The organism is Enterobacter cloacae complex sp. 2021EL-01169, from assembly GCF_020733125.1.
GTDB classification, from domain to species: Bacteria; Pseudomonadota; Gammaproteobacteria; order Enterobacterales; family Enterobacteriaceae; genus Enterobacter; species Enterobacter roggenkampii.
The window spans coordinates 582,992-602,121 of record NZ_JAJFTC010000001.1; the positions used below are offsets into that span (position 1 = coordinate 582,992).

Sequence of the window (19,130 nt, forward strand, 5' to 3'; positions counted from 1 at the left end):
GGTTACATGGTTTTTAACCGGCAACGCTGCAAGGCGCAGACTGAGGTGGAACGCAGCATAGCGAGTACCGAACAGTCTGCGCCTTGCAGTGGAATAAAAATATACCGGGCTGGCGGTATTACCGCCAGCCCGGTGAGACCATCACGATGGCCTGAGTAAAAGCTTACGTATAGCTGTCTAATGACAGGCGCTTTAATTCATCAAGGGTATAAATGCGAAATACCCGACGGTGGCGTTCTTCCAGCGGGACGTGCTGATGGTTGATAATGACATGTCTGATGCTGTCAAATAGGAGCTCAAGTGCCCGTTTTTTCTGTGGGTCAGGCATGACATAAAAAACATAAATCCACAGTTTGCGGGTACGGGCCAGCAGGTGGCTGGCAATAATCGACTGGTAGCGGGCTCGGGTTTTCAGGCGACGCTCGGTTTCAATGGCGATCACGGTGCTGCCAGGCAAGATGATCAACCCGTCCGGGCGGTGTTTTACCTGATACTGGCTGAGAAAGGTGGCCCGGTCGCCGTTAATCCATCCCGACGCGCCTTTCTTCTCCAAAATAAGCCTGGCGGCCTGATTATCAAGATGGTGTTCCAGCGTCCAGCCGGTGATTTTTGATGGTTCAAACCGAGCAGGAAAGATTTTATCATCTGGGGTTAACACCACCGCCAGCCCGTCGCTGGTTATCCCCCATAATGAAATCTTCATTGTTCGTGATTCAAGTACATGCTTCTGAATTAACCCTATTCGCTCTGTTTTTGCCAGTAGCGAATAAAGCGACTTATGATCCTGGAAACCAAATAACAGCATCAGAGTTTTAAAATCACTGTAAGTTTCTTCTTTCAGGAAGTTCAGCAGTTGTTTTATTTTTTCGTTGTTACGCGTCTGGCGCTCGTGAAATGATGAAATCAGCATAAGCGCTCCTTATAAATCAAGCGGGGACAGGTGTTCTTCATCATCAGGTTTCGGCTTTACCGGTTTTACTTCGCTTTCGTCGAAGAAAAGAGCCGGGTGTGTTGTCATCACATCCGGCATGGCGGGTTTATCATCCTCGCAAAAATCCAGCATGATCTTCACGGGGGCTACCGCTGCGGCAATATCAGGGAAAACCGAAAAGGTTTTTAGCTGACGCTTTCTGACCTTTATCGGCGAGATCAGTGAAGCAGAAGGTAGCGTTTTTGTCGTAAAGATAAAGCTGACAAAATCGGGCAGGTTCAGGATCATATTGCTGTCAATAAAGAAACGTTCGGCCTGGCGGATTGTGCGCTCACTGTCGATGGTCTCCGTGAGCATATTATCTGTTTTAGCCTTACGGAGTTCGTCATCCACCAGAATAGTGCCTGACATTCTCGCTACCCATTCCGCTGTATCAGGGTCCATAACCCGGTAAACCAGTTTGAATTTGGCATTTTCAACGACCGCACCGACAACGGCGTCACCTTTCAAATCTGCCGGGCAGTCTTTTAAATCGGCAATGGACTGGTGGTCCATAATAATATGCACGCCTTTATCCCGCGCCGCACCTAAACCTTCCAGCGCTGGCCGGGATAAATGGTATTTCAGTTCGGAAAGATAAATAGCTATGGGGCGGGGGACGTTTGTTACACGGTCGCGCCTTTCTGCTAACTGGTACAGGCGAACCAGCAGCATACGCTGCGAGGTAATAATCTTGCTGTTTCGCATAGAGCCGATAACATAACAGCAGCCGCCTTCATCAAATATCTCATTAAGCGAAAATCCTGTCGGCGCATTGATTGCATTGAGCAAGGCCAGTTCCTCAATCTTTCCGAAAAAGGCTTTGATCTTTTCGGCAATACTCTGAACGTAATCACCGTTATAAACATCCCGGATTGTTGTCGATGGATTATCGCTGACAAATTGTGCGGCTATTCGGGCGGCCTTCCGGTCGTCGATCCGATAAAAGTCAGATTCCTGACCTTTTTCCGCCAGACTGAAACCTGCAACAAACAATTCTTCCAGTTCATCGGGCGTAATATCTTCAATCAGGTTTAGCTGGTATTGCTGTTTTCGCAGGTCAATTAAGGCAAAGGGTTTTCCCGCATCCTCGCAGGCTTTGCGGTAAAGGTGTGGTGCCCATTCATCATCCTTGGGGTCCATAACAAACACACCTTCACCGGCCAGAATACTTTGATAAAGCAATATGCCGGTGGCAACCCCTTTACCGGCTCCGGTGGTGCCGATAATATCCGCGTGCTGTTTCTGCCAGTCTTTTAACGGGAGATACATTGGTTCGTTCTCCCTGTCTATGCCAGTAAAAATGCCTTTATTCAGGTCGATATAATCCAGCGGATCATAATGCAGTGTTTCCGGCAGCAGGGACTTTACGGTGCGGACATCGGTGCGCAATTCCCGTTCAAGAGTGGTCTTTTTAACAAGGCGTTTCTTTATTTTGTCCAGTTCTGGCGTGAATACCCGGCGAAGCATAATATGAAAAATAATCCCGGTTACAGTGAAAGCAATCCGTACTGACCACGCCAGTACCGTATTATCACTGGTGAGTCTGGTCTTATACAGCCACTGGAAGGATCCGATAACTATCGGGGCCAGTGTGCCGGAGAGAAAACACAGCAGGGAAAAAGAGATAATCAACCTTTTCCATAACGGGGCTTTCTGCCGTTCATCGCTTTTCATTGATACAAAAAACGGCATCGTCAGCCCCGCTAATAATGCCAGCATCAGTTGTTGCTGTTGCACAAAAGCGAGCAGTGCCAGCATCCCGTTCACTATCGGCGACAGTGAAGCGGCAAGCTTATTTAAAATCATGATGCCTCCTTCGTCAGCGATTCGCCCCATGACATCGCCCCATCAGTTCGCCCCACGGTGTCGGGCGAAAACGTGGGGCGAGCGTATGGGGCAAAGAAGGTGGCCGCTGCGCGGCCATATGCAGGAAAGCATGCTTCCCTGCACGAAACGGTGTGCGCCAGTACATGCGGGCTGGACGCCCTTATTGCCTGTCGCATGGGGGTAATGTCGTGGCTGGACGCCGCGTCAAAACCCCAACGTCAACGTCGGCACACCGTCGCCCGCTACGCGCGACCAACCCCTTTAAGACGCGCGTTTCGCCTGTTTTTTCTCGCAAGCTCCAAAAAACGGGAACGCTGCTTTAAAGGGGTTGGTCGCGCCTGATCGGTAATATTCCCCGCTGGGGCGGGAAATATTACCTGGCTTGACGGTGTGCGGGGCAAGCCCCCCAAATAAACCGCTGTCGTGGGCGACAGCTTTTCGCTCGCTGGGGCGGCGAAATTTATTCGGCTCCCCCCGGTCTGCTCAATTCGCTTTGGGCGAATGTTCGCAGGTGGGCGCGGTGCCTGAAAATTAGCAATTTCTGCGAAATTGAATTTTCTGTCCGCACTCCACGTGCTTATTTTACGGCTTAGCAATTTCTCCGAAATTGAAGCCAAAAATAAGCACGCCTGAAACCCGCCGTCTGTCAGTCTGTGGCGTCATTCGATACATTATCAATGTTTGTGATTCACATCTGTTCGCGGGCTATTTCAGCCCGGCATTCCCGTTCAGCGTTTAATGCCGCATGGTACGTTTCATCATCGATTCTCGTTCCCTGACTTTCGGCATACCGCCTGAGCTTCTCTGCGTCCGATTCATTAAGCTGTGACAGATGATGTCGCAATAACCCGATAAATCGGCTCTCATATATCTCGTAATAAAGCCCACATCCCTGATGTGCTTTTTTTGACAGAGAATCATAGATACACGTGACAGATATTCTGTCGTGATGCGTTGAGTGAATGTTGGAAATAAACAGGCCTTCTTTATCCATTTTTGTTTCTCCATGCAGAAGGTATATTAAGATAACGGCAGTGTTGTATTAGCCTCTGACCCTGCCAAACCTGGACAGGATTTTATTCACCGCCTCCGGGTCAGCACTGGCGCATTCCCTCAGAAAATCTTTTCTGGCATTCAGTGTATGGTTGGGTAAAAATCCGTGTTTATTCTTTTTAACGATATTAAAGAAAGTACGCTCCGCAGAACGGCATTCACTTCCTCCATTGTTTCCGGTTGCTTTACCGTACATACAAAGCACCGCTTCGCACGGGTCGGCAGCGAAAGAATAAACAGGCGTCCCGGCAGCAATGCACAGCACTGCCGCCGCAATAATGGAATATTTCATGATGGATACCTTACCCTAAGATTAATTTCAGGATGTGAGGGGAGGATTTAATGTGAAAAATAAATGCGAGTGTCGCTGCATGTCAGGCATCCAGAGACAGGTTGATATTTAATAACACCTTTTGCACCATATCGACGCAGCCAGTTTTTTGCAGTAAAGAATTCTGCGCCTGATGGTGTAGCAACAACAATACGTGCAGAGTGGGCGGCCGCGTAATATACGGCGGGCGTCCAGTGTGTCTCATTAAAATTCCGTGTGTGAATGGATAATAACCATTTATCGTTAACCACCGGAGAAGGAATGATAACCGGGTTGTCTCGCCATTGCGGTAAACCGGTATTGACTGACTGGCCCGGTTTATCCCATTCAACAGGAACCGGTGGCGGGGGTGAAGAACAGCCGGAAAGTACCAGCGAAAATAGCAACATATTGATAACCTTCATCATGCTTTCATCTCCTCAAAAAAGGCGCTACGGTGCAGTGGCCGGAAATAAATATCATTCATCCGGCGCACATTACCGTCCAGGTCGATACTCACGATAACGTCCAGACTGTCCAGTACCTTGCGTAACATAAAGGTGTAAGGGAGTCGGGCGCATTGCGGGTTTTCATAACAGCGGGTAATAAACCCGTCTACCGCTTCCATTGCCGAACCGGCATGGACAGAGGTCATACTGCCTTCATGGCCGGAGCCGGTTATCTTGAGAAAATCCCAGGCCTCACCGCCGCGCACTTCGGTTAACAGTATGCGGTCGGGATTCATGCGGTAATTCCAGCGCAGCAGGCTGGCGGGCGTCACAATTGACCCTTTTTCATCAGCCGATTCCGACGGATAAAAAAGGTGGACGTAGTTTCTATGAATAAAGAAGGTGATTTCCGGATTATCTTCGATAGTCGTAATACGCAGATGGAGGGGGATATAATCAATCAGCATCTTCATATAGGTGGTTTTACCGGTACTGGTTTCCCCGGCCACCGCAATGGTTTTACCGTATTTCACACATTTCTCCATAAAGCGCGGAATGTCTTTCGCATTATATAAGGTCAGTAATTCCTCATCGTGTGTCTGCGTTTTTTCCGTGCCCGTCACCCGGTTATAAAACCCGGCGGCGATATAGTCCTGATGCGGGATTTGCACCAGTGAGGGTTTACGCAGGGTGATGGACACCGTGTTACGCTCACAGGCCGGGGGCACAATCACCTGACAACGTTCGCCGGATTCCAGCGTGGCTGACAGCCCCGGCTTGATATCTTCGATATTGTCGCCGTGATGCTTCGCCAGGCATCTGGCAAAGTTATAGCAGCCCTCATAATCCAGCGGAACAGTGTGCTGTTCCCAGATGCCATCAATTTTGGTGAATAGCTCGCCCGGGCGGTTGACGGCGATCTCTGTCAGTCCCCGGCGATCCAGAAAATCGCCAAAAAATCGCTGCTTATAGCGATCGAGAGAGAGGTTTTTCATGTGATATCCTTGAATCGGATAAATGTATGGAGGGAGCATGTCAAAGACGAAGGTACTGTTCGCTTATTGCCATGAACTGGGGCGCTGCTTGTCCATTGATGAAGCGCGAACGGAATTTTTTTCCAGAAAGTTGGAAGAAAGGAAGCGGTTCACTTTTTCCTGTAGCGATCGCAACTGTAATGTCACCATTAGCGGCGTTAACTATCACGTCAAAGCTGAAGATGGCGAAAAATTCAAGGCTGCACACTTCCGTTCCCCCCATCCTCACAAGTTCGGATGTGAATGGATCGCGTTCACTGAGGATGCCGATCAGGACAGACAGCCGGACGAATCAGAGGCTGATTTCACGGAAAGAAAAGCAAAGCAAAAGCTGACGGACTTTATCAACTGCTTTGACCCTTCGATTGATGATCCTGAGGGTGAGTCAGCTGATCCCCTGAAGCTTGCCACTCCCGCTCATGTAAAAAAACCTCTCGGGGATGATGAAAAGTCCGGTGCAGATGAAGAGCCACGCTGGAGTCGCTATACGCGAACCAACCAACTGCAGCGACTGATCGACACATGGCAGGAAGCGAAAGAAATGCTGCCTCAGGATGAGTTCAGGGCATTGAGACTCAGGATCATGCATCACGGTCAGGTCTATCTTCATGAATATATAACGCATATTCAGCGAGGATTGGCTAACCCCTACGCGGGCGTCATCTATGGCGGCGGGACGCTAATGCATCGGTATGGACGGGGTTTTCTTTTTAATTTCTTTGATAAACATGAGGGTAAACCCGTTCGCCTGTATGTCAGTAAAGATCTGATGGCGAAAGGGCGGTTTGGTCATTATATCGATGAAATTCTGGACACAGAGAACGTCAGATATTTCCGTGTGTTTCTGCTCAATCCGGTTGTTTCTGAACGGGAAAACAGCGCAGGAAAATCCGTTATAAACCTTGAAATATCAAAGCTGCGTCAACTGGCGATTTACTACGAGCTGAACTCCAGCAGGGCAGACGATTCTCCATCACCGGAGAAGGATGGGGACAGTCCGGCATAGCGGGCTAGTGTTGTCACAAGAATGATAATATCGGTGACGTCAGGCAGCGATATCTGCTTATGTATCAGCCGGATATCGTCCGAGGTAAAAGGCGGTATATCCAGAGAACCTTCACCGATGGTAAGGCAGAACGTTTGTCCTTCCCCAAAGTCAATGATGAGCTCTGTCAATGCGCCCCCGGCACGATAACATGTCATGACTATTCTCCTGATCCCGGTAAGGTGTGACATTAGGTCGTTGACTACGGCATTGTTGTAATCGTCCCTAACGATGACGTCTGTCGCGGTGACGCCAAACAGAATCTTTCGGTTATTCACTCTTCATCCTCAGTGTATAGATGCCGGAAAAATCAATATCCTGCCCTGTGATCAGATTGATGATCTCCCCCTGATTTTTGTAGAGGGTAGGCGGGATATTGATGCTGTTTTCCAGCGTGGTACGTGCCATATCCGCCATGGCCTGACGGCTGTTTTCGGTATAGTCCGTGTTTCGATCTTTCTGACCAGCACTGTTGGATGCCCATGCACCAATATCGGGGATCATTCCAACCAGTATTGCGCCTCCAAATCGCTCGCTGAAATGCGTGTCGATCCAGCCGTCAACGCCAGCCTCGCCTAATTCTCCGGCAGCACGGGTATCGATCAGCGGAATATCAAGATAAGGGGGCTGGCGGGTACGCAGTTTGGTGATGATGAGAAAGGCGCGTCCCTGTCCGTGCGTCATTCCGGTTTCTGCACCCGTCTGGTAAACGCCCGTGGCGGTGGTCCCTTTTTCAATCAGTTTGGTATTACCGCTGGCACTCCAGATATTTTCGGCGATCGTGCAGCGGATTTTCCCTGCCCGATTCGAGACAAAGCGGTAATCCAGAGAACAGGGAATAGCGGTATTTTCGGGGACATACAGGTCCGGGTTGTAGGGAATACGCTGGACCGCTGCAGGAGAGGGGGCTGGTTGTGGCGCAGTGGTGTTTTGCTGAACAATGGATGATGTTCCTGACGGTTGCCCGTCAGAGGTTGCCTGCGTCATTTCCTGCTGCCGGGTCCGTACCGGGTTTTGGGCCGCAGCGGCTGACCCATCGCGCCGAACCAGAAAATGGGCTTTATTAAGTTGAGGTGGCATCTCAGCCTCCGGGGGTGTCGTAATGCGCGGCCTGTTTCCCCCCGGTTCCGACGCTTCGGCTTCGGTATCTTGCGTACCCAGATCGGTGCGCTGTCGGTAATCGCTCCGGTTCGTCTGTGGCGCAGCATCCTGCCGCTTATCTTCACCGGGTTGCCAGAGCAGATTGCGGTATACCCAGTTGCCCGCCCATGCCAGCGCAATCAACGCAACGGCGGCGAGCGCCAGAAAAGTGGTGGCTTTCCCGCGCCTGCGCTTTTTCAGTTTGTTGACGGCGGGTTGTAGCGGATCAGTCTCTTCATCGTCCTGCGCGGTGAGAAGTGCCGCTTCACGCTTTGTACGGGCCTCGCGCTCCAGCGCGGCAATATCTTCATCCGCCTGCGCCGGAGAAGGTCGGGCTCCATCAGACACAGAATGCTGATATTCGTCATTCATCTGCATAGCTCCTTAGTTGTCAGTGGGTTGAGGTTTTTCCACCCGTTCAACCTGTGGAGAAACCGTGGCACCATCAGCGGCCTGGACCCTGCCAAATCCACGATTTTCCAGACCGACTACGGCGTTTCCGGAACGCAGGACCAGACGGGGCGTGATCTCCTGAATAATCAGTACGGTGAAGTTGCCTTTTCTGCGGATACTGCTGTTAACCACATGCTCCTGGCCGTTCAGCTCTTTTGTCACGGAGGGAATAGATTTGGCCGGGGAGAAGCCCACGAACGTAAAGCGGCCATCGTCATACGCAAAATCCGGAACGATAAGGGTGCTGTCGCGCCCCGGATATTTGAGGTAGTCCCAGTTGCGTGGTGTCTGCGCGGCATTCAGGACCTGCTGAATGTCAGCCTGCTGCTGTTTTTGCTCCCGCTCCAGCGCTCTGGCCGCTGTCTCACGGCTGGTCTTCTCCCTGTCTTCGCCCGGATAACGGTAACTCACCTGGAAAGCGGGCAGCTGCGGTGACTTATCATCGATGACGTTCAGCTCGATGTTGTACAGCCGCCGGGTGGTGACGACCAGCAGGTTGGTGCGCCAGTCCCGGCTGTTGGGCGGGATGACCACCTGCGTGGTATTACCCTCCGTGCCGGGCGCGCCCTGAACGAGCGCCACCGGGCGGACGTTGACCCGGTTGGCGTCCGGTGTGGCTTCCCATGCCTCCTCAAAACCGGGTCTGGCACTGATGACCGCTTCGTCGCTGTCAAAGACCAGCGTGGTCATGAAGCCGGGCCGGGTGCTGACGACGGTGACGTTCAGCGGGTTATAGACAACCTGCTGAACGCGGGCATCATAGCGGCTGGCCTGCGGGATGGCCGCGCACCATGCCGTGCCGCACATCATCAGCGCCAGCGGGATGAGAGTGATATTTTTCATTATTCACCTCCCCGGATTTCACGGTCTGCCTGCCAGCTGGTTACGGTAAAACCGAACGGGTTAATCTCCCGCTCCGTATCGCTCATTTCTTTGCCGGGGTCGGAGTGAAATGTCAGGCGGGCATCCCAGTATTCGGTGCGGGTGCTGTTGTCCGCGAGGCGGCGGATAGTCTTTTTGTAACGGAGGGTGGCAACTTTATCGGGGGCAGTGCCTTCGGTGATCTGGTTTGAAAGGATGTCGATTTGCACGGTATGAGCCGCGTTCTGCCAGACCTTGTCCGGGGCATCTTTTCCGGCATACAGCGCCAGGTAGTCATCGTTAACCTGAGGACTGTTGTAAATCTGTACTGTTGCATAATCATCCTGCAGGGAAGGATACACGTACCGTTCACGCAGTCTGACGTAGCTGGCGGTCATCGCCTTCTGATAAGCGTCCTCGGCCGTCAGGCTGGTCTTTGATACGCGGGTGACGTGCTCCACTCGTCCGGTATGATTATCCACTGTGTACAGTTCCACGACCGTTTGTTTCAGCGGCAACATCAGCACCACGGCGGTAAGCGCCAGTGCGGCGGTGAGCAGGCCCGCGCCGCCCACCATAAACCCGGCTTTTGTGGCACGTTTGTCCCGCTCAATCATCTGCTGTTCAAAGGTGCGGGAATCCGCAATGAGGGTCTGTTCACTCATGACTGTTTAACTCCGCCATTATCTGAGGGGTGTTCACCGGGATGCCCTGACCACCAAAGGCAGGGGGACGGGGGGACTGCGCGCATCCGGAAAGCGCGCACAGCAAAACCAGCGCAATCAAGCGTTTCATGGGGTGCTTCCTTAGTGAGATGAAGACAGGCTTATGTTTTCATCGGAGGAATTAACGGGAGTATTTCAGCAGGGACGACAGGTTTAATGATGGAATTTCTGAACGGCCGTTTCTCTTGATCGCGCCAGTCTCCGGGCTTCGTTGCGGGCAATCATCTGTTCAATTGCATTTTTACGTGCCTGAGCTGCGCTGTATCCCGGACCGCTACCGGGTTTACCCGCACTGGCATCTTTCCAGCCCTGGATATTGTCCTGAAGGGTACGGGTAGTCTGCTTACCGGCTCCTGCTGCCAGTTTCCCGGCACCAAACGCCGCCGCGCCGATACCCACCGCTGCCAGCGCCTGCATGGATATGGTTGCACTGGCCCCGGCCAGCGCTCCGGCCAGTTTTGCGGAGAGGTAGACCAGTATTGCTGCACAGACACCGGCCAGACAGACCTGTGCGCCTAACTCCACAATGTTGGATTGTGCTGACAACTGGGCTGCAATATCTAACCGCGAGTTTAGATAATTAACGACAATGCGCAGTGACAACGCAGAAAACAGAACCGTTAAGATGGCGGCGAAAACATTTTGCAGCCAGTTGTTAAACATGGGGCGTAAAAAGCCATACAGCAGACAAAAGATAAAGATGGGGGCGGTAATACTCAGCAGTAAAACCATGACTTCCGCGATCATTGAAATGAAAGCAGTGATAATCATTAAAACGAATATCCCGAGCCAGACATAAAATTGAGCCGTCATGCCCTCATCTTTTATGTACGTTGAGTTATCCATGTCATGTAACGTTTTACCCAATACTTTCGCTTTACCCCATAAGCTATCCAGTAACTGCCAGATATTATCGCTGCCGGAAAATCCCTCCTTCAGGCCATTAATGGCATCAATCACCCCATCGAGATAACCGCTGACATTTGCCACAAAAGACAGGATGATTGCCATCCTCATGATGTCCCATGTGACATCCTCCATTGGCGTGGACAACTTACCTGCCAGGGTCTGGTATCCACGCCACATGATATAGAGCGTGGCTGACGTTGCCGCCAGCCCCACCATCATGGAGGAATATGACATCATCAGTCCCTTTGTGGCGTCAGTAACTCCTCCTATCAGGTGTTTTTCAACACCGATAAATACACCACCGGGCATATTAACCTCACTATGAGTTCAGGTCGGGAGTGGGGGCATTTAACTGCTGAATTTGATAATGGGCTTCATTGGCGTTTTTACAGTTATCTGAGGCATCGCCGGTTTTTTGGCATTTTTCATACATCGCTTTTAGCTCATCGGGATGATCTTTGTACCACTGAGTGGTTTTGGCTTCTTCTTTGCAGCCACTGATGATGAATACTAAGGACAGGAAAGAGAGGGTTAATAAACGCATGTGAGACTCCTTTAGCCGTTTAAATCAGGGGTTGGCGCAGTTAACTGTTGCTGATTCCACTGTTTAATACGCACATCCTCGAGTACTTTTTCGCGCTTTTCTGCTGCCTTCACGCTCATTTCCCACTGGTCAGTGAGCGTGTTCAGCATCACTGATTTTAGCTGAATACTGTTGGCAAGGTCCTGAGACTCCTTTGAGTCTTTGGATAGTGCGATGCGGTTAGAAAGGCCGTTAATCTCGCCCAGTGTTTGGCTGACCTGCTCCTGGATCTCGCCAGTCTGCTCAAACTGTATCGCTTTGTTGATAACCAACTGTTTGCAGGTATTGGCATAACTTCCTGACTGTTCCGCATTGCAGGTATCGAAAACCCGGTACTTCGCGTACAGCGCATCGAACTGTCCTGAGGTGCCGCCGGAAAGTAGCAGATCATTGAGTGTCTGGCCTGGCTTGCGCAGTTTTTCCAGATCCGATTTCAGACTCTTCGCCTGATCCACAAAATCTGCAATATCCCGGACGCCGGTGGCCGTCGCTAACTGATTTTTATACGCCTGGATCTGGCTCTGGTAATGTTGCGCGGTTTGCATCCAGCGCTGCGCTTCTTTCAGCCATTCGAGCTCACGCAGCGGGTCAGCATCAACAAGGACCGGAATACCAGCGTGCGCCAGCGGGCTGGCAATGACGTACGCGAAAATCAGGGCATGAAAACGCCTTTTCATCATGGATCTCCTTTGGGTTATCAGAGTGCCTGAGCCAGGTAGGATTCCAGCCATTCATGGGGCTGCATCCCTTCGCGGTACAGGGAATCAAAGATTTCGAGGTTGTCGGCGCTGCCGCTCATCACTCGGGTGTATTTGCCGATACCGGAGAGGTCGAGCGTCACGCGTGCAGCAAAACGTTTTGTGTCGCCACGCCGGAACTGATTTTTCACTACTACATACTGACGGGCCTGCGGATCCAGATTTTTCACCACATCGAACACTTCCGGTTCAAACTTCATCCCGTCAACATAGTGTGCCCGGTCGGCACTGGGGTTGGCTGCCAGGATCTGCGTGCCGCACTGCTCAATCACGGCGGGCGCAATCTCATCCCTGATGATCTCCGCCGGGGACTGGGTGCCCACAACCAGCATCCCGTTGAGCTTACGAATGGTTTTCAGTCGGTTATAGGCGAAATCCTTAAAGATCGGATCACGCAGCCATTTCCAGAATTCATCCATGAAGATAACCAGTCGTCGTCCGTCGAGCAGCGTGGTGATGCGGTACAGCAGGTAAAAGGAGATCGGCGCACAGATGTTGGCATCATCCAGAAACTCCGTGCCGTCAATGCCAAAGTTATCGCAGTGGCTGAAATCGAAGGTATCCGATGCGTTATCAAACACCCAGCCAAACTCGCCATACTGCGCCCACTGCGATAGACGAATACTCAGACCGTTCTCCTGCGCCTCCCGGGTGGCAGGCTCCGGCAGATTCTCCAGTAAACGGGTGATCCCATGGATGCGATACTGTGGCTCATTACTCATCACCGCCTGTACAGCGTCATTCAGACGGCGTTCATCACGGGGCGTGATGGTCGCGCCGTTACGCGTACACAACAGTTTCATCAACTGACTGATGAAACTGATATTGCGTTTCGTGGCTAACAGTGAAAACGGATTCCAACCCGTGGGGTCGCCATGCGTGATACGGTAGTAACGGCCTCCCAGTGCCTGGATATTCATCTCCGCGCCGCGATCCTTGTCCAGATAAACGGTGGTCAGTCGTTTGGTTTTCGCATCCGGAGAAAAACTGTCCGTACGGCCGTATTTCTGCTGCATATTTTCGAGGAACGTCATCAGCATGGTTTTACCCGAACCATTGGTCCCGAGAATGCAGGTACTGGCCGGATTCTTCTCGTTGAACTCGTCCTTGTCCGCCAGCGTGTTATGCAGGTTCAGATAGTAGCCATCCCCTGACGGGGTGCGCAGTAAGGCCATAGCATCCCCCCAGGGTGCGTTATCGCGCTTGCCGGGATAGAAATTGTGCAGCGCGGCCAGCTCAACAAAGTTCTGACTGCTCAGCTCGCCCTTGCGGGGGCGCAGATGATAATTGCCGGGCAGTTGCGCCATATACGCAGCTGAAAGCGAAAGCGTGGCGGGAACCGGTGTAATGCCGAGGTTGTTCAGGGCATTGCTGATTTCACTGGTATCGGCCACCAGATTGTCCAGCGAGCGGGAAAACACCATGATGGAGAAATGGTGTTTTCCATAGGCGATTTTCCCCGAGGTCAGCAGGTCAAGCGCCACATCCAAATCCAGTCGCTGGGAAACGGCATCATCATCTGCACTCATTAACAGACGTCGGGTACGTTTGATGGCCTTGCGGGATTCTTCACGTGACATGCAGGTGTACGACTGGGTGATTATATAATCGCAGGGGGCATACAGCAGCGAGTCCATCATACCTGTCGCGGTCTCCTCCGGGAACTCCTTCACCTCCAGCCCCCGGAAATACTGTGTACCGCTGGCGTGGTTTATCTGCCCGGACTCGCCAGAAAAGAACAGCGCCGCCGACCCCATCATCGAATACGCCGGAGCGCGGGTGACGCGCACCTTGCGCCACTGGTGCGTTAACAGGTACTCATAAAAGGATAACTGGGAGGAGAATACCGCGTGACCTTCGGTGAACGTGCCAAGAGAACGTGCGGCGTAGCGTGACAGTGCGGTATCGAGTGAACCTTTGATTTCCAGCATTTCCCGCAGTGCTGCATCGAGCTCCTTGAGTTTCTTGCCGTCATTCATGCGTCTGCGCCCGGCCTTTTCCAGGCTGACAAACGGACGGTAGCAGACAGTCAGGAACAGGCGGTTACGGCGAAATGGGTCTGCCGGCAGCGAAGCATAATACAGACGGCTGATTTCATCGGCGTAAGGGTTGCCGGATGCCTTATGCAGCGAATCGGTAAACGGCTCCCGCACGTTATGGATATAAAAGGTGACCGGCATCCCCTCGAATGAGCGGATGAGTCCGTGCAACTGGTTGCGGTCAATACTGAGGGTTTCTTCTGATTCGCAATCGAACGGGGTCCCTGTCAGTTCCCAGGTGCAGTAGAGATCACTGTGTGGTGAGCGAACAACATGCTGATGAATATGCGTTGAATACGGAATGTACTTCCTGAGCGTGGCACACTGATTCAGTTTCATGGCGTTGAGAAACTCCGTGATATCAACAGCATCATGCTCAACGGGCATAAACGCTGTTGCACCAAACAGACGGTTTGCTGCCGGTTTTCCTCTTGCCCTGAGCCAGACGGCAATCAGGCTGAACCGCATGGGCTCATTCCGGGTGACGGATTTCATCACCAGAAATTCAACCGGGAGCAGGGCAAGGAAAGCGACGGAGGTCCAGACAGCGACGATGATGGTGATACCGGTGACTCCCAGCAGGGGCACCATCGGCACCCCCCACAATGCCGCCGGGCGTTTCATTGCTTTGAGCAGCTTTGCCATAGATGACCTCTCAGCTCATCAGCAGTGCGCCGATCTCACTGCCTCCACCAATCAGGATCCCGCCAATAATGATGTAGGCGCACTGGGACAGGCTTTCGCCTTTCCAGAGCGTCTTGTAACCCACCCAGATCACGGCCACGGTGATGGTGATGGCCGCCAGACCATGAAGACCGGTGGAGACCTTTTCCATCACGGTATTTGCGCGAGAGAAACCATCGGCAAAGGCCGTGGTTGTAGAAAAAACCGTGATCACACCTACGGAAACAGCACTGACAGCGGTCTTTAGCTTGCGAAAAAGTGTCATTATTCTTCCTCACGGGGTGACTGAGAGGCTGCGACATACTGACGGCGCGGAGGTCTGTGCGATGGCGATTTTCCCCTGACGGAGTTTTGCGGGGACGCCCCGGACGACGGTCCCCGGCCAGATCAGACGGGGAGGGGATGGCTTATCAGCAGGAATGGATTCCAGGGGAGTCGATGTTGTGGATTTATCCTCGCGGGTGCCTGGTACGGCATAACGGGGAGACGCTGAAACATAACCCACCCGCTGCACATAGCTGGTCCCGGAAAAAGCTGCTTCAGGTTTTTGTCCGGTACGGAAATTGCCGGAGTAATAGCAGCTCAATGCTCTTTTAAGAGAACCGCCACGTTGGTAGCAGTCGCTGAGAATGTGTTCAAAAACGGATAAATTGGTGCAGGGATCAAGCAGGTCAGATGCCGTCACGCCGTAATGTTGGAAATTGGTGCTGGTGATTTGCATCAGTCCCACAGAGTAACGGCGGCCTTGTGTCACGAGGCGGCGAATAATGAGCTCAGCTTTGTCCCGGCTGGCGGGCTGATGGGAGATAATATTATTATCTCCGAGGGAGCGAGTGGCCTTCGGGATAATTTCGGCGATGGCATAAGGGTTAAAACCGGATTCCACCCGTGCCACGTCGAGTGCAGTGGACGGATGAATGCTGGCGGCACACTGCATGGCCGCCGCCAGAAAGGTAGTGGTGGAAAGCATGATGGCCTCGGAATTGAAGGCAGTGTGCACAGGCTGTGGCCCCTGCACGCTACGGAGTAAGGAGTAATAAAGAAGGGTTAAAGCGCTGTTTCGCCGGGCTCCGTACTCTGTGGCAGATTGCTATCCTCCCGTGGCTCAAGCAGGACCAGTTTGCCTGAAACCGCAATACCGGGTGTCAGGACAATATTCAGGCCGGGTTTGCTGTTATGGGCAAATGCCACACCAACCCTGGTCCAGTATGTGTTTTTTTCGCCCTGCAAATCAGGCGGCCCTTCCTGGGTGACAAATACGTGGTAGATGGGTTTTCTCATGAATTATCCTCTCATCAGAACTACAACGAATGAAATAAACGAGTCACATCCCGATTCTGCATTCCGGTTTTAACGGGTCAGCGAGAACATTCAGCGGCACCCTGAATTGTGGTTGCGTGACAGCCCGATCTATTTTTTAAAGAACGTTTATCTATACGGATGAATTAATCACCAGTAGGTCAGCTATTGGGTGAAAGAATATTCAGAGTGAAGGATTGGAGTTGATTATTGAACGATAAAATCAAAATGATAATGAAAGGGTTTATCCGGTGAGGATTAATGCACTGGAAAGAGGTCTGAGCGTGCGGAATATGTAATAAGAATCTATTTTGATATAAAGGTAAATATAAAGACGTGGAGAGAAATATCTTCTCCACGCCTTGCCTATAAATTAACGTCTGCGGCGTTCGAGGTTTTCCTGGCATTGCGTACAGGTTGTCACACCCGGCAGCGTCTGACGGCGTTTTTCTGGAATGGATTTACCACATAAACAACATTGAAACAGTGATGGGGAGACACCCGGTTTGAAACGGTTCTGTTCAATCATTTCGTCCAGTCGCTGCTCATTAAACTCTTGATCGCGATCGATTTCATCCGGCATGTGTTGACCTCCTCCTTGCCGATATTTCCTTTTCGCAAAGGGATATACGACTCCAGACAACGTTCAGAGATAGACTTCCCACAAGTGCGGACAGCGCTTCGGTGATTTGCATCATCACTTCCAGTGCTTCAAATGACAGAAGATTTTCCACCCGATGTTTTTGCCATCGCCGCCAGATTTCAGCATCGGTCTCTTCATCCGGAACTGGGGGGCGTCCCATAGGAACTACAATGCCTAGCAGGCGGCGGCGAAAACAGATTTCGTTAGAGGTGAGACCAAAATATTGGCTCAGCAGAGTAATTGATGCACCCAGCCTAATGGCCCGATTCATCTGTTGCTGACGCTGAATTTCTTGTCGAGACAGCGCCAAAATCTGCTGGAAAGCATCATGATGGATAGTTACGGAAATGAACTGATCCGAGGCCCGACTGATAATAAACAGTTGATCAAGGGTAAGCTGATTAAGGGAGTTCATTTCGTCAAAAGTAAATCCCAGCGTTTTGCAGTGACGAAAATCACCTTCTTTCAGGGCGTATAGTGCCTCAGTTAATACTGCGTGATTTAGTGATGGGATCATAATTTAGTATCTCCCTTCAACGCGTTAATCGATTCGCTAATTTAAGGTTGATCCATTCATCAATTTCAGATTCGAGCCAGGCGACACTAGCTGGTCCAATTTTTATTGAATGGGGGAATGTCCCGTTTTTCATATACAGATAAATTTGCGAACGTTTCAGGCCGGTTTTTATTTCGACTTGCTTTAGACGTAATAGCTGATGAGATGCCATATATTTCTCCTGTGCAATAGGGGGAAATGACTAGCAATGACAGATAAGCACAAGAAAAGATGAACTGAAAGTTGATTAACCCGTACTACGGGTCTTAAATTCCTTAATACGGGTTTTGAGTTTAGTTTTTTGGAACATTTATGAAGACGGTCCAACACAAGATGGAGAACCTCGCTCAAGAGCATTTTTTAACGTATCACCACTCAGGCGATCTGTAATACCTTCGGTGAGAGCCCACTGCTCAAATATAGAAACAAGTTTATAAGGTTGTTTAATTAGCGGGCTGATTAAATTGTTGTTTTTGCATGCAAGCCAAAGTAGACGGGATACAGGAGTGGAGATCCGCGAGGATGGTGATTGCGATGATAGGGAGTGTTTTTTTATATCGTATAATTTGTCAATCTCATCATTTCGAATGACAAAGCAGGCATCACTGGGTAGGCTAAATATAGGGAAGCAATCTACCTTAAACTGTTTATCTTTATCCATGTAGTATGCAACATCTATTGCATTCAGGCGTTCTTCTCCCGCCAGTGTAGCTATTTGGTTTTTGAGTCTTTGAGACCATGTCAATTTTTCAAAGACTTGGTATAGACACCCATCTAAAACCATAGAAATTCCGTAATTAATCTTGCAGGCACCAGTTATTGGAAGAGGGATGCCCAAACTCATTGCCAGTAGCTTTTGAATTAACACATACTCATAACCATAAAGTTTGGTGTCAACAACTTGTCTCTCGGGTCTGATGGATGTCTCATCTGTACTTATTATTAAGTTTTGACTATTTAAAATGCTGCTTTTATCAAGTAGGCATAATTTATTTTCTGGTTCACTATTAATTGATCGAAATGTTATTTTTTCATGTAGTATCCTTATTTTTTTTAAATTCGATAGGTGATTGAAAATATATTGACAATTGTATATTCCCACTAAGGGCATAACGGTATATATCACTTTCGCATATTTTCCCAATTCCGCTTGTTAATTCTACCGCCTCATGGATGGTTTTCCAGTCTGGCATTTTACGTTTAAATAATATCTCATTGTTATTCTTGTTCATTTAGATATCTCCATTTTACAGTTTAATGAGATGATGATTTGATTGGTAAAATGTTTTTTAAAACAGCAATAAGGATTAGATTGAGTGAAGCATGAATTCCTTCCTGATTTTTTATTCAGGAAGGAGATGCGCCATTGATAATGGCTGTCTTATCCCTCTTACAGTTTGGTTCTAGTAAATAACGGCTAGCAATATATGGGGGATGTGCTGGTTAGTTATTTTCTACCACGTCGAATTTATTACCGTCGGGGTCGTAAAAAGAGGTGTAGCGAATTTGAGGTAGTTTGAATTCCTTAAGGATTTCTGCCCTCATTTTAACCAATCGTTCTGTTTCTTCATCGAGATTTTTTGTCGACAAATCTAAATGTACATGATTTCCAACTGTCGAAAGTTGCTCAATTTTCTGGAATTGGATCGGTGGGAACCTCGATGATGCAGCCAACTGAACAATCAAGCCATAATCGTTGGCAATAGGTATTCCCAGAACGTCTGACCACCATGTTGCTAACATTTGCGGATTGACGGTATCTATGGTGATAGCATGGATTTGCATAATT

At 50.4% G+C, this 19,130-nt stretch carries 24 protein-coding genes; 1 reads left to right on the plus strand and 23 read right to left on the minus strand.

All coding sequences use genetic code 11. The annotated features are described in order from the left end of the window. Positions 1-163: 163 nt before the first annotated feature. From mobC to virB11, 6 genes are all read right to left on the minus strand, one after another. Positions 164-910: a MobC family replication-relaxation protein gene (gene mobC / locus LLF79_RS02625; protein WP_224259458.1), complete on the minus strand. Its 747-nt coding sequence runs from the start codon at positions 908-910 to the stop codon at positions 164-166. A gap of 9 nt (positions 911-919) precedes the next feature. Then, on the minus strand, positions 920-2,779 hold the full coding sequence (locus tag LLF79_RS02630; protein ID WP_224259459.1) for a type IV secretory system conjugative DNA transfer family protein: 1,860 nt from the start codon (positions 2,777-2,779) through the stop codon (positions 920-922). Positions 2,780-3,488: 709 nt separating this feature from the next. Beyond that, positions 3,489-3,794, minus strand: coding sequence for a hypothetical protein (locus tag LLF79_RS02635; protein WP_043875023.1), 306 nt, complete (start codon positions 3,792-3,794; stop codon positions 3,489-3,491). A 48-nt stretch (positions 3,795-3,842) separates the two neighbouring features. Beyond that, the gene (locus tag LLF79_RS02640; protein ID WP_163461422.1) at positions 3,843-4,145 is read right to left on the minus strand and encodes a TrbM/KikA/MpfK family conjugal transfer protein; all 303 of its coding nucleotides are present in this window, start codon (positions 4,143-4,145) and stop codon (positions 3,843-3,845) included. Between the two features lie 47 nt (positions 4,146-4,192). Then, positions 4,193-4,591, minus strand: a complete 399-nt coding sequence (locus LLF79_RS02645; protein WP_072041787.1) for a cag pathogenicity island Cag12 family protein — start codon at positions 4,589-4,591, stop codon at positions 4,193-4,195. Further along, entirely contained in the window at positions 4,588-5,607 is a 1,020-nt protein-coding gene (gene virB11 / locus LLF79_RS02650; protein WP_227879069.1) for a P-type DNA transfer ATPase VirB11, read from the minus strand. The genes LLF79_RS02645 and virB11 overlap by 4 nt, the downstream gene beginning before the upstream one ends. Before the next feature lie 37 nt (positions 5,608-5,644). Here virB11 and LLF79_RS02655 point away from each other — a divergent pair, with 37 nt between their 5' ends. Continuing rightward, positions 5,645-6,652: a hypothetical protein gene (locus LLF79_RS02655; protein WP_043875026.1), complete on the plus strand. Its 1,008-nt coding sequence runs from the start codon at positions 5,645-5,647 to the stop codon at positions 6,650-6,652. 309 nt (positions 6,653-6,961) lie between these two features. Here the strand turns inward: LLF79_RS02655 and virB10 are convergent, their stop codons facing one another. The 17 genes from virB10 to LLF79_RS02740 all read right to left on the minus strand — a co-directional run bounded on the left by virB10 (position 6,962) and on the right by LLF79_RS02740 (position 19,126). Further along, positions 6,962-8,203, minus strand: coding sequence for a VirB10/TraB/TrbI family type IV secretion system protein (gene virB10, locus LLF79_RS02660; protein ID WP_043875027.1), 1,242 nt, complete (start codon positions 8,201-8,203; stop codon positions 6,962-6,964). A gap of 12 nt (positions 8,204-8,215) precedes the next feature. Further along, the gene (virB9, locus tag LLF79_RS02665; RefSeq protein WP_043875028.1) at positions 8,216-9,127 is read right to left on the minus strand and encodes a P-type conjugative transfer protein VirB9; all 912 of its coding nucleotides are present in this window, start codon (positions 9,125-9,127) and stop codon (positions 8,216-8,218) included. Continuing rightward, complete coding sequence (locus tag LLF79_RS02670) at positions 9,127-9,810, minus strand: virB8 family protein (RefSeq protein WP_043875029.1); 684 nt, start codon at positions 9,808-9,810, stop codon at positions 9,127-9,129. The genes virB9 and LLF79_RS02670 overlap by 1 nt, the downstream gene beginning before the upstream one ends. Continuing rightward, positions 9,803-9,940: a lipoprotein gene (locus LLF79_RS02675; RefSeq protein ID WP_040000618.1), complete on the minus strand. Its 138-nt coding sequence runs from the start codon at positions 9,938-9,940 to the stop codon at positions 9,803-9,805. Before LLF79_RS02675 ends, LLF79_RS02670 begins: the two co-directional genes overlap by 8 nt. Before the next feature lie 83 nt (positions 9,941-10,023). Beyond that, entirely contained in the window at positions 10,024-11,088 is a 1,065-nt protein-coding gene (locus LLF79_RS02680; protein WP_043875030.1) for a type IV secretion system protein, read from the minus strand. Positions 11,089-11,098: 10 nt separating this feature from the next. Next, positions 11,099-11,323: an EexN family lipoprotein gene (locus LLF79_RS02685; RefSeq protein WP_043875031.1), complete on the minus strand. Its 225-nt coding sequence runs from the start codon at positions 11,321-11,323 to the stop codon at positions 11,099-11,101. Positions 11,324-11,334: 11 nt separating this feature from the next. After that, positions 11,335-12,039, minus strand: coding sequence for a type IV secretion system protein (locus LLF79_RS02690; RefSeq protein WP_043875032.1), 705 nt, complete (start codon positions 12,037-12,039; stop codon positions 11,335-11,337). A gap of 20 nt (positions 12,040-12,059) precedes the next feature. Beyond that, positions 12,060-14,804, minus strand: a complete 2,745-nt coding sequence (locus tag LLF79_RS02695; RefSeq protein ID WP_043875033.1) for a VirB3 family type IV secretion system protein — start codon at positions 14,802-14,804, stop codon at positions 12,060-12,062. A gap of 10 nt (positions 14,805-14,814) precedes the next feature. Continuing rightward, positions 14,815-15,108: a TrbC/VirB2 family protein gene (locus LLF79_RS02700; RefSeq protein ID WP_043875034.1), complete on the minus strand. Its 294-nt coding sequence runs from the start codon at positions 15,106-15,108 to the stop codon at positions 14,815-14,817. 9 nt (positions 15,109-15,117) lie between these two features. Continuing rightward, positions 15,118-15,813: a lytic transglycosylase domain-containing protein gene (locus LLF79_RS02705; RefSeq protein WP_227879264.1), complete on the minus strand. Its 696-nt coding sequence runs from the start codon at positions 15,811-15,813 to the stop codon at positions 15,118-15,120. A gap of 77 nt (positions 15,814-15,890) precedes the next feature. After that, positions 15,891-16,124: a hypothetical protein gene (locus tag LLF79_RS02710; protein ID WP_043875036.1), complete on the minus strand. Its 234-nt coding sequence runs from the start codon at positions 16,122-16,124 to the stop codon at positions 15,891-15,893. Positions 16,125-16,515: 391 nt separating this feature from the next. After that, positions 16,516-16,725, minus strand: a complete 210-nt coding sequence (locus tag LLF79_RS02715; RefSeq protein ID WP_043875037.1) for a TraR/DksA family transcriptional regulator — start codon at positions 16,723-16,725, stop codon at positions 16,516-16,518. Then, positions 16,715-17,302 carry a DUF2857 domain-containing protein gene (locus LLF79_RS02720; protein ID WP_227879070.1) on the minus strand — a complete coding sequence of 196 codons (588 nt, stop codon included), beginning with the start codon at positions 17,300-17,302 and terminating at the stop codon, positions 16,715-16,717. Before LLF79_RS02720 ends, LLF79_RS02715 begins: the two co-directional genes overlap by 11 nt. 16 nt (positions 17,303-17,318) lie before the next feature. Beyond that, a complete protein-coding gene (locus LLF79_RS02725) occupies positions 17,319-17,513 on the minus strand; it encodes an AlpA family transcriptional regulator (RefSeq protein WP_043875039.1) in 195 nt (64 codons plus the stop codon). A 138-nt stretch (positions 17,514-17,651) separates the two neighbouring features. Then, entirely contained in the window at positions 17,652-18,209 is a 558-nt protein-coding gene (locus LLF79_RS02730; RefSeq protein ID WP_227626781.1) for a hypothetical protein, read from the minus strand. A 163-nt stretch (positions 18,210-18,372) separates the two neighbouring features. Continuing rightward, the gene (locus LLF79_RS02735) at positions 18,373-18,573 is read right to left on the minus strand and encodes a hypothetical protein (RefSeq protein ID WP_043875040.1); all 201 of its coding nucleotides are present in this window, start codon (positions 18,571-18,573) and stop codon (positions 18,373-18,375) included. A gap of 211 nt (positions 18,574-18,784) precedes the next feature. After that, positions 18,785-19,126: a VOC family protein gene (locus LLF79_RS02740; RefSeq protein WP_043875041.1), complete on the minus strand. Its 342-nt coding sequence runs from the start codon at positions 19,124-19,126 to the stop codon at positions 18,785-18,787. Between the last annotated feature and the right edge of the window lie 4 nt (positions 19,127-19,130).

Excerpts from the sequence above, each read along its gene's own strand:
- LLF79_RS02635 (WP_043875023.1), bottom strand. The coding sequence starts at position 3,794 with ATGGATAAAGAAGGCCTGTTTATTTCCAACATTCACTCAACGCATCAC.
- LLF79_RS02640 (WP_163461422.1), bottom strand. The coding sequence starts at position 4,145 with ATGAAATATTCCATTATTGCGGCGGCAGTGCTGTGCATTGCTGCCGGG.
- LLF79_RS02720 (WP_227879070.1), bottom strand. The coding sequence starts at position 17,302 with ATGATCCCATCACTAAATCACGCAGTATTAACTGAGGCACTATACGCC.
- LLF79_RS02710 (WP_043875036.1), bottom strand. The coding sequence starts at position 16,124 with ATGAGAAAACCCATCTACCACGTATTTGTCACCCAGGAAGGGCCGCCT.
- LLF79_RS02680 (WP_043875030.1), bottom strand. The coding sequence starts at position 11,088 with ATGCCCGGTGGTGTATTTATCGGTGTTGAAAAACACCTGATAGGAGGA.
- LLF79_RS02735 (WP_043875040.1), bottom strand. The coding sequence starts at position 18,573 with ATGAACAAGAATAACAATGAGATATTATTTAAACGTAAAATGCCAGAC.
- LLF79_RS02740 (WP_043875041.1), bottom strand. The coding sequence starts at position 19,126 with ATGCAAATCCATGCTATCACCATAGATACCGTCAATCCGCAAATGTTA.
- mobC (WP_224259458.1), bottom strand. The coding sequence starts at position 910 with ATGCTGATTTCATCATTTCACGAGCGCCAGACGCGTAACAACGAAAAA.
- virB11 (WP_227879069.1), bottom strand. The coding sequence starts at position 5,607 with ATGAAAAACCTCTCTCTCGATCGCTATAAGCAGCGATTTTTTGGCGAT.
- virB9 (WP_043875028.1), bottom strand. The coding sequence starts at position 9,127 with ATGAAAAATATCACTCTCATCCCGCTGGCGCTGATGATGTGCGGCACG.
- virB10 (WP_043875027.1), bottom strand. The coding sequence starts at position 8,203 with ATGAATGACGAATATCAGCATTCTGTGTCTGATGGAGCCCGACCTTCT.
- LLF79_RS02670 (WP_043875029.1), bottom strand. The coding sequence starts at position 9,810 with ATGAGTGAACAGACCCTCATTGCGGATTCCCGCACCTTTGAACAGCAG.
- LLF79_RS02700 (WP_043875034.1), bottom strand. The coding sequence starts at position 15,108 with ATGACACTTTTTCGCAAGCTAAAGACCGCTGTCAGTGCTGTTTCCGTA.
- LLF79_RS02715 (WP_043875037.1), bottom strand. The coding sequence starts at position 16,725 with ATGCCGGATGAAATCGATCGCGATCAAGAGTTTAATGAGCAGCGACTG.
- LLF79_RS02685 (WP_043875031.1), bottom strand. The coding sequence starts at position 11,323 with ATGCGTTTATTAACCCTCTCTTTCCTGTCCTTAGTATTCATCATCAGT.
- LLF79_RS02705 (WP_227879264.1), bottom strand. The coding sequence starts at position 15,813 with ATGCTTTCCACCACTACCTTTCTGGCGGCGGCCATGCAGTGTGCCGCC.
- LLF79_RS02645 (WP_072041787.1), bottom strand. The coding sequence starts at position 4,591 with ATGATGAAGGTTATCAATATGTTGCTATTTTCGCTGGTACTTTCCGGC.
- LLF79_RS02675 (WP_040000618.1), bottom strand. The coding sequence starts at position 9,940 with ATGAAACGCTTGATTGCGCTGGTTTTGCTGTGCGCGCTTTCCGGATGC.
- LLF79_RS02630 (WP_224259459.1), bottom strand. The coding sequence starts at position 2,779 with ATGATTTTAAATAAGCTTGCCGCTTCACTGTCGCCGATAGTGAACGGG.
- LLF79_RS02690 (WP_043875032.1), bottom strand. The coding sequence starts at position 12,039 with ATGAAAAGGCGTTTTCATGCCCTGATTTTCGCGTACGTCATTGCCAGC.
- LLF79_RS02725 (WP_043875039.1), bottom strand. The coding sequence starts at position 17,513 with ATGGCATCTCATCAGCTATTACGTCTAAAGCAAGTCGAAATAAAAACC.
- LLF79_RS02695 (WP_043875033.1), bottom strand. The coding sequence starts at position 14,804 with ATGGCAAAGCTGCTCAAAGCAATGAAACGCCCGGCGGCATTGTGGGGG.
- LLF79_RS02655 (WP_043875026.1), top strand. The coding sequence starts at position 5,645 with ATGTCAAAGACGAAGGTACTGTTCGCTTATTGCCATGAACTGGGGCGC.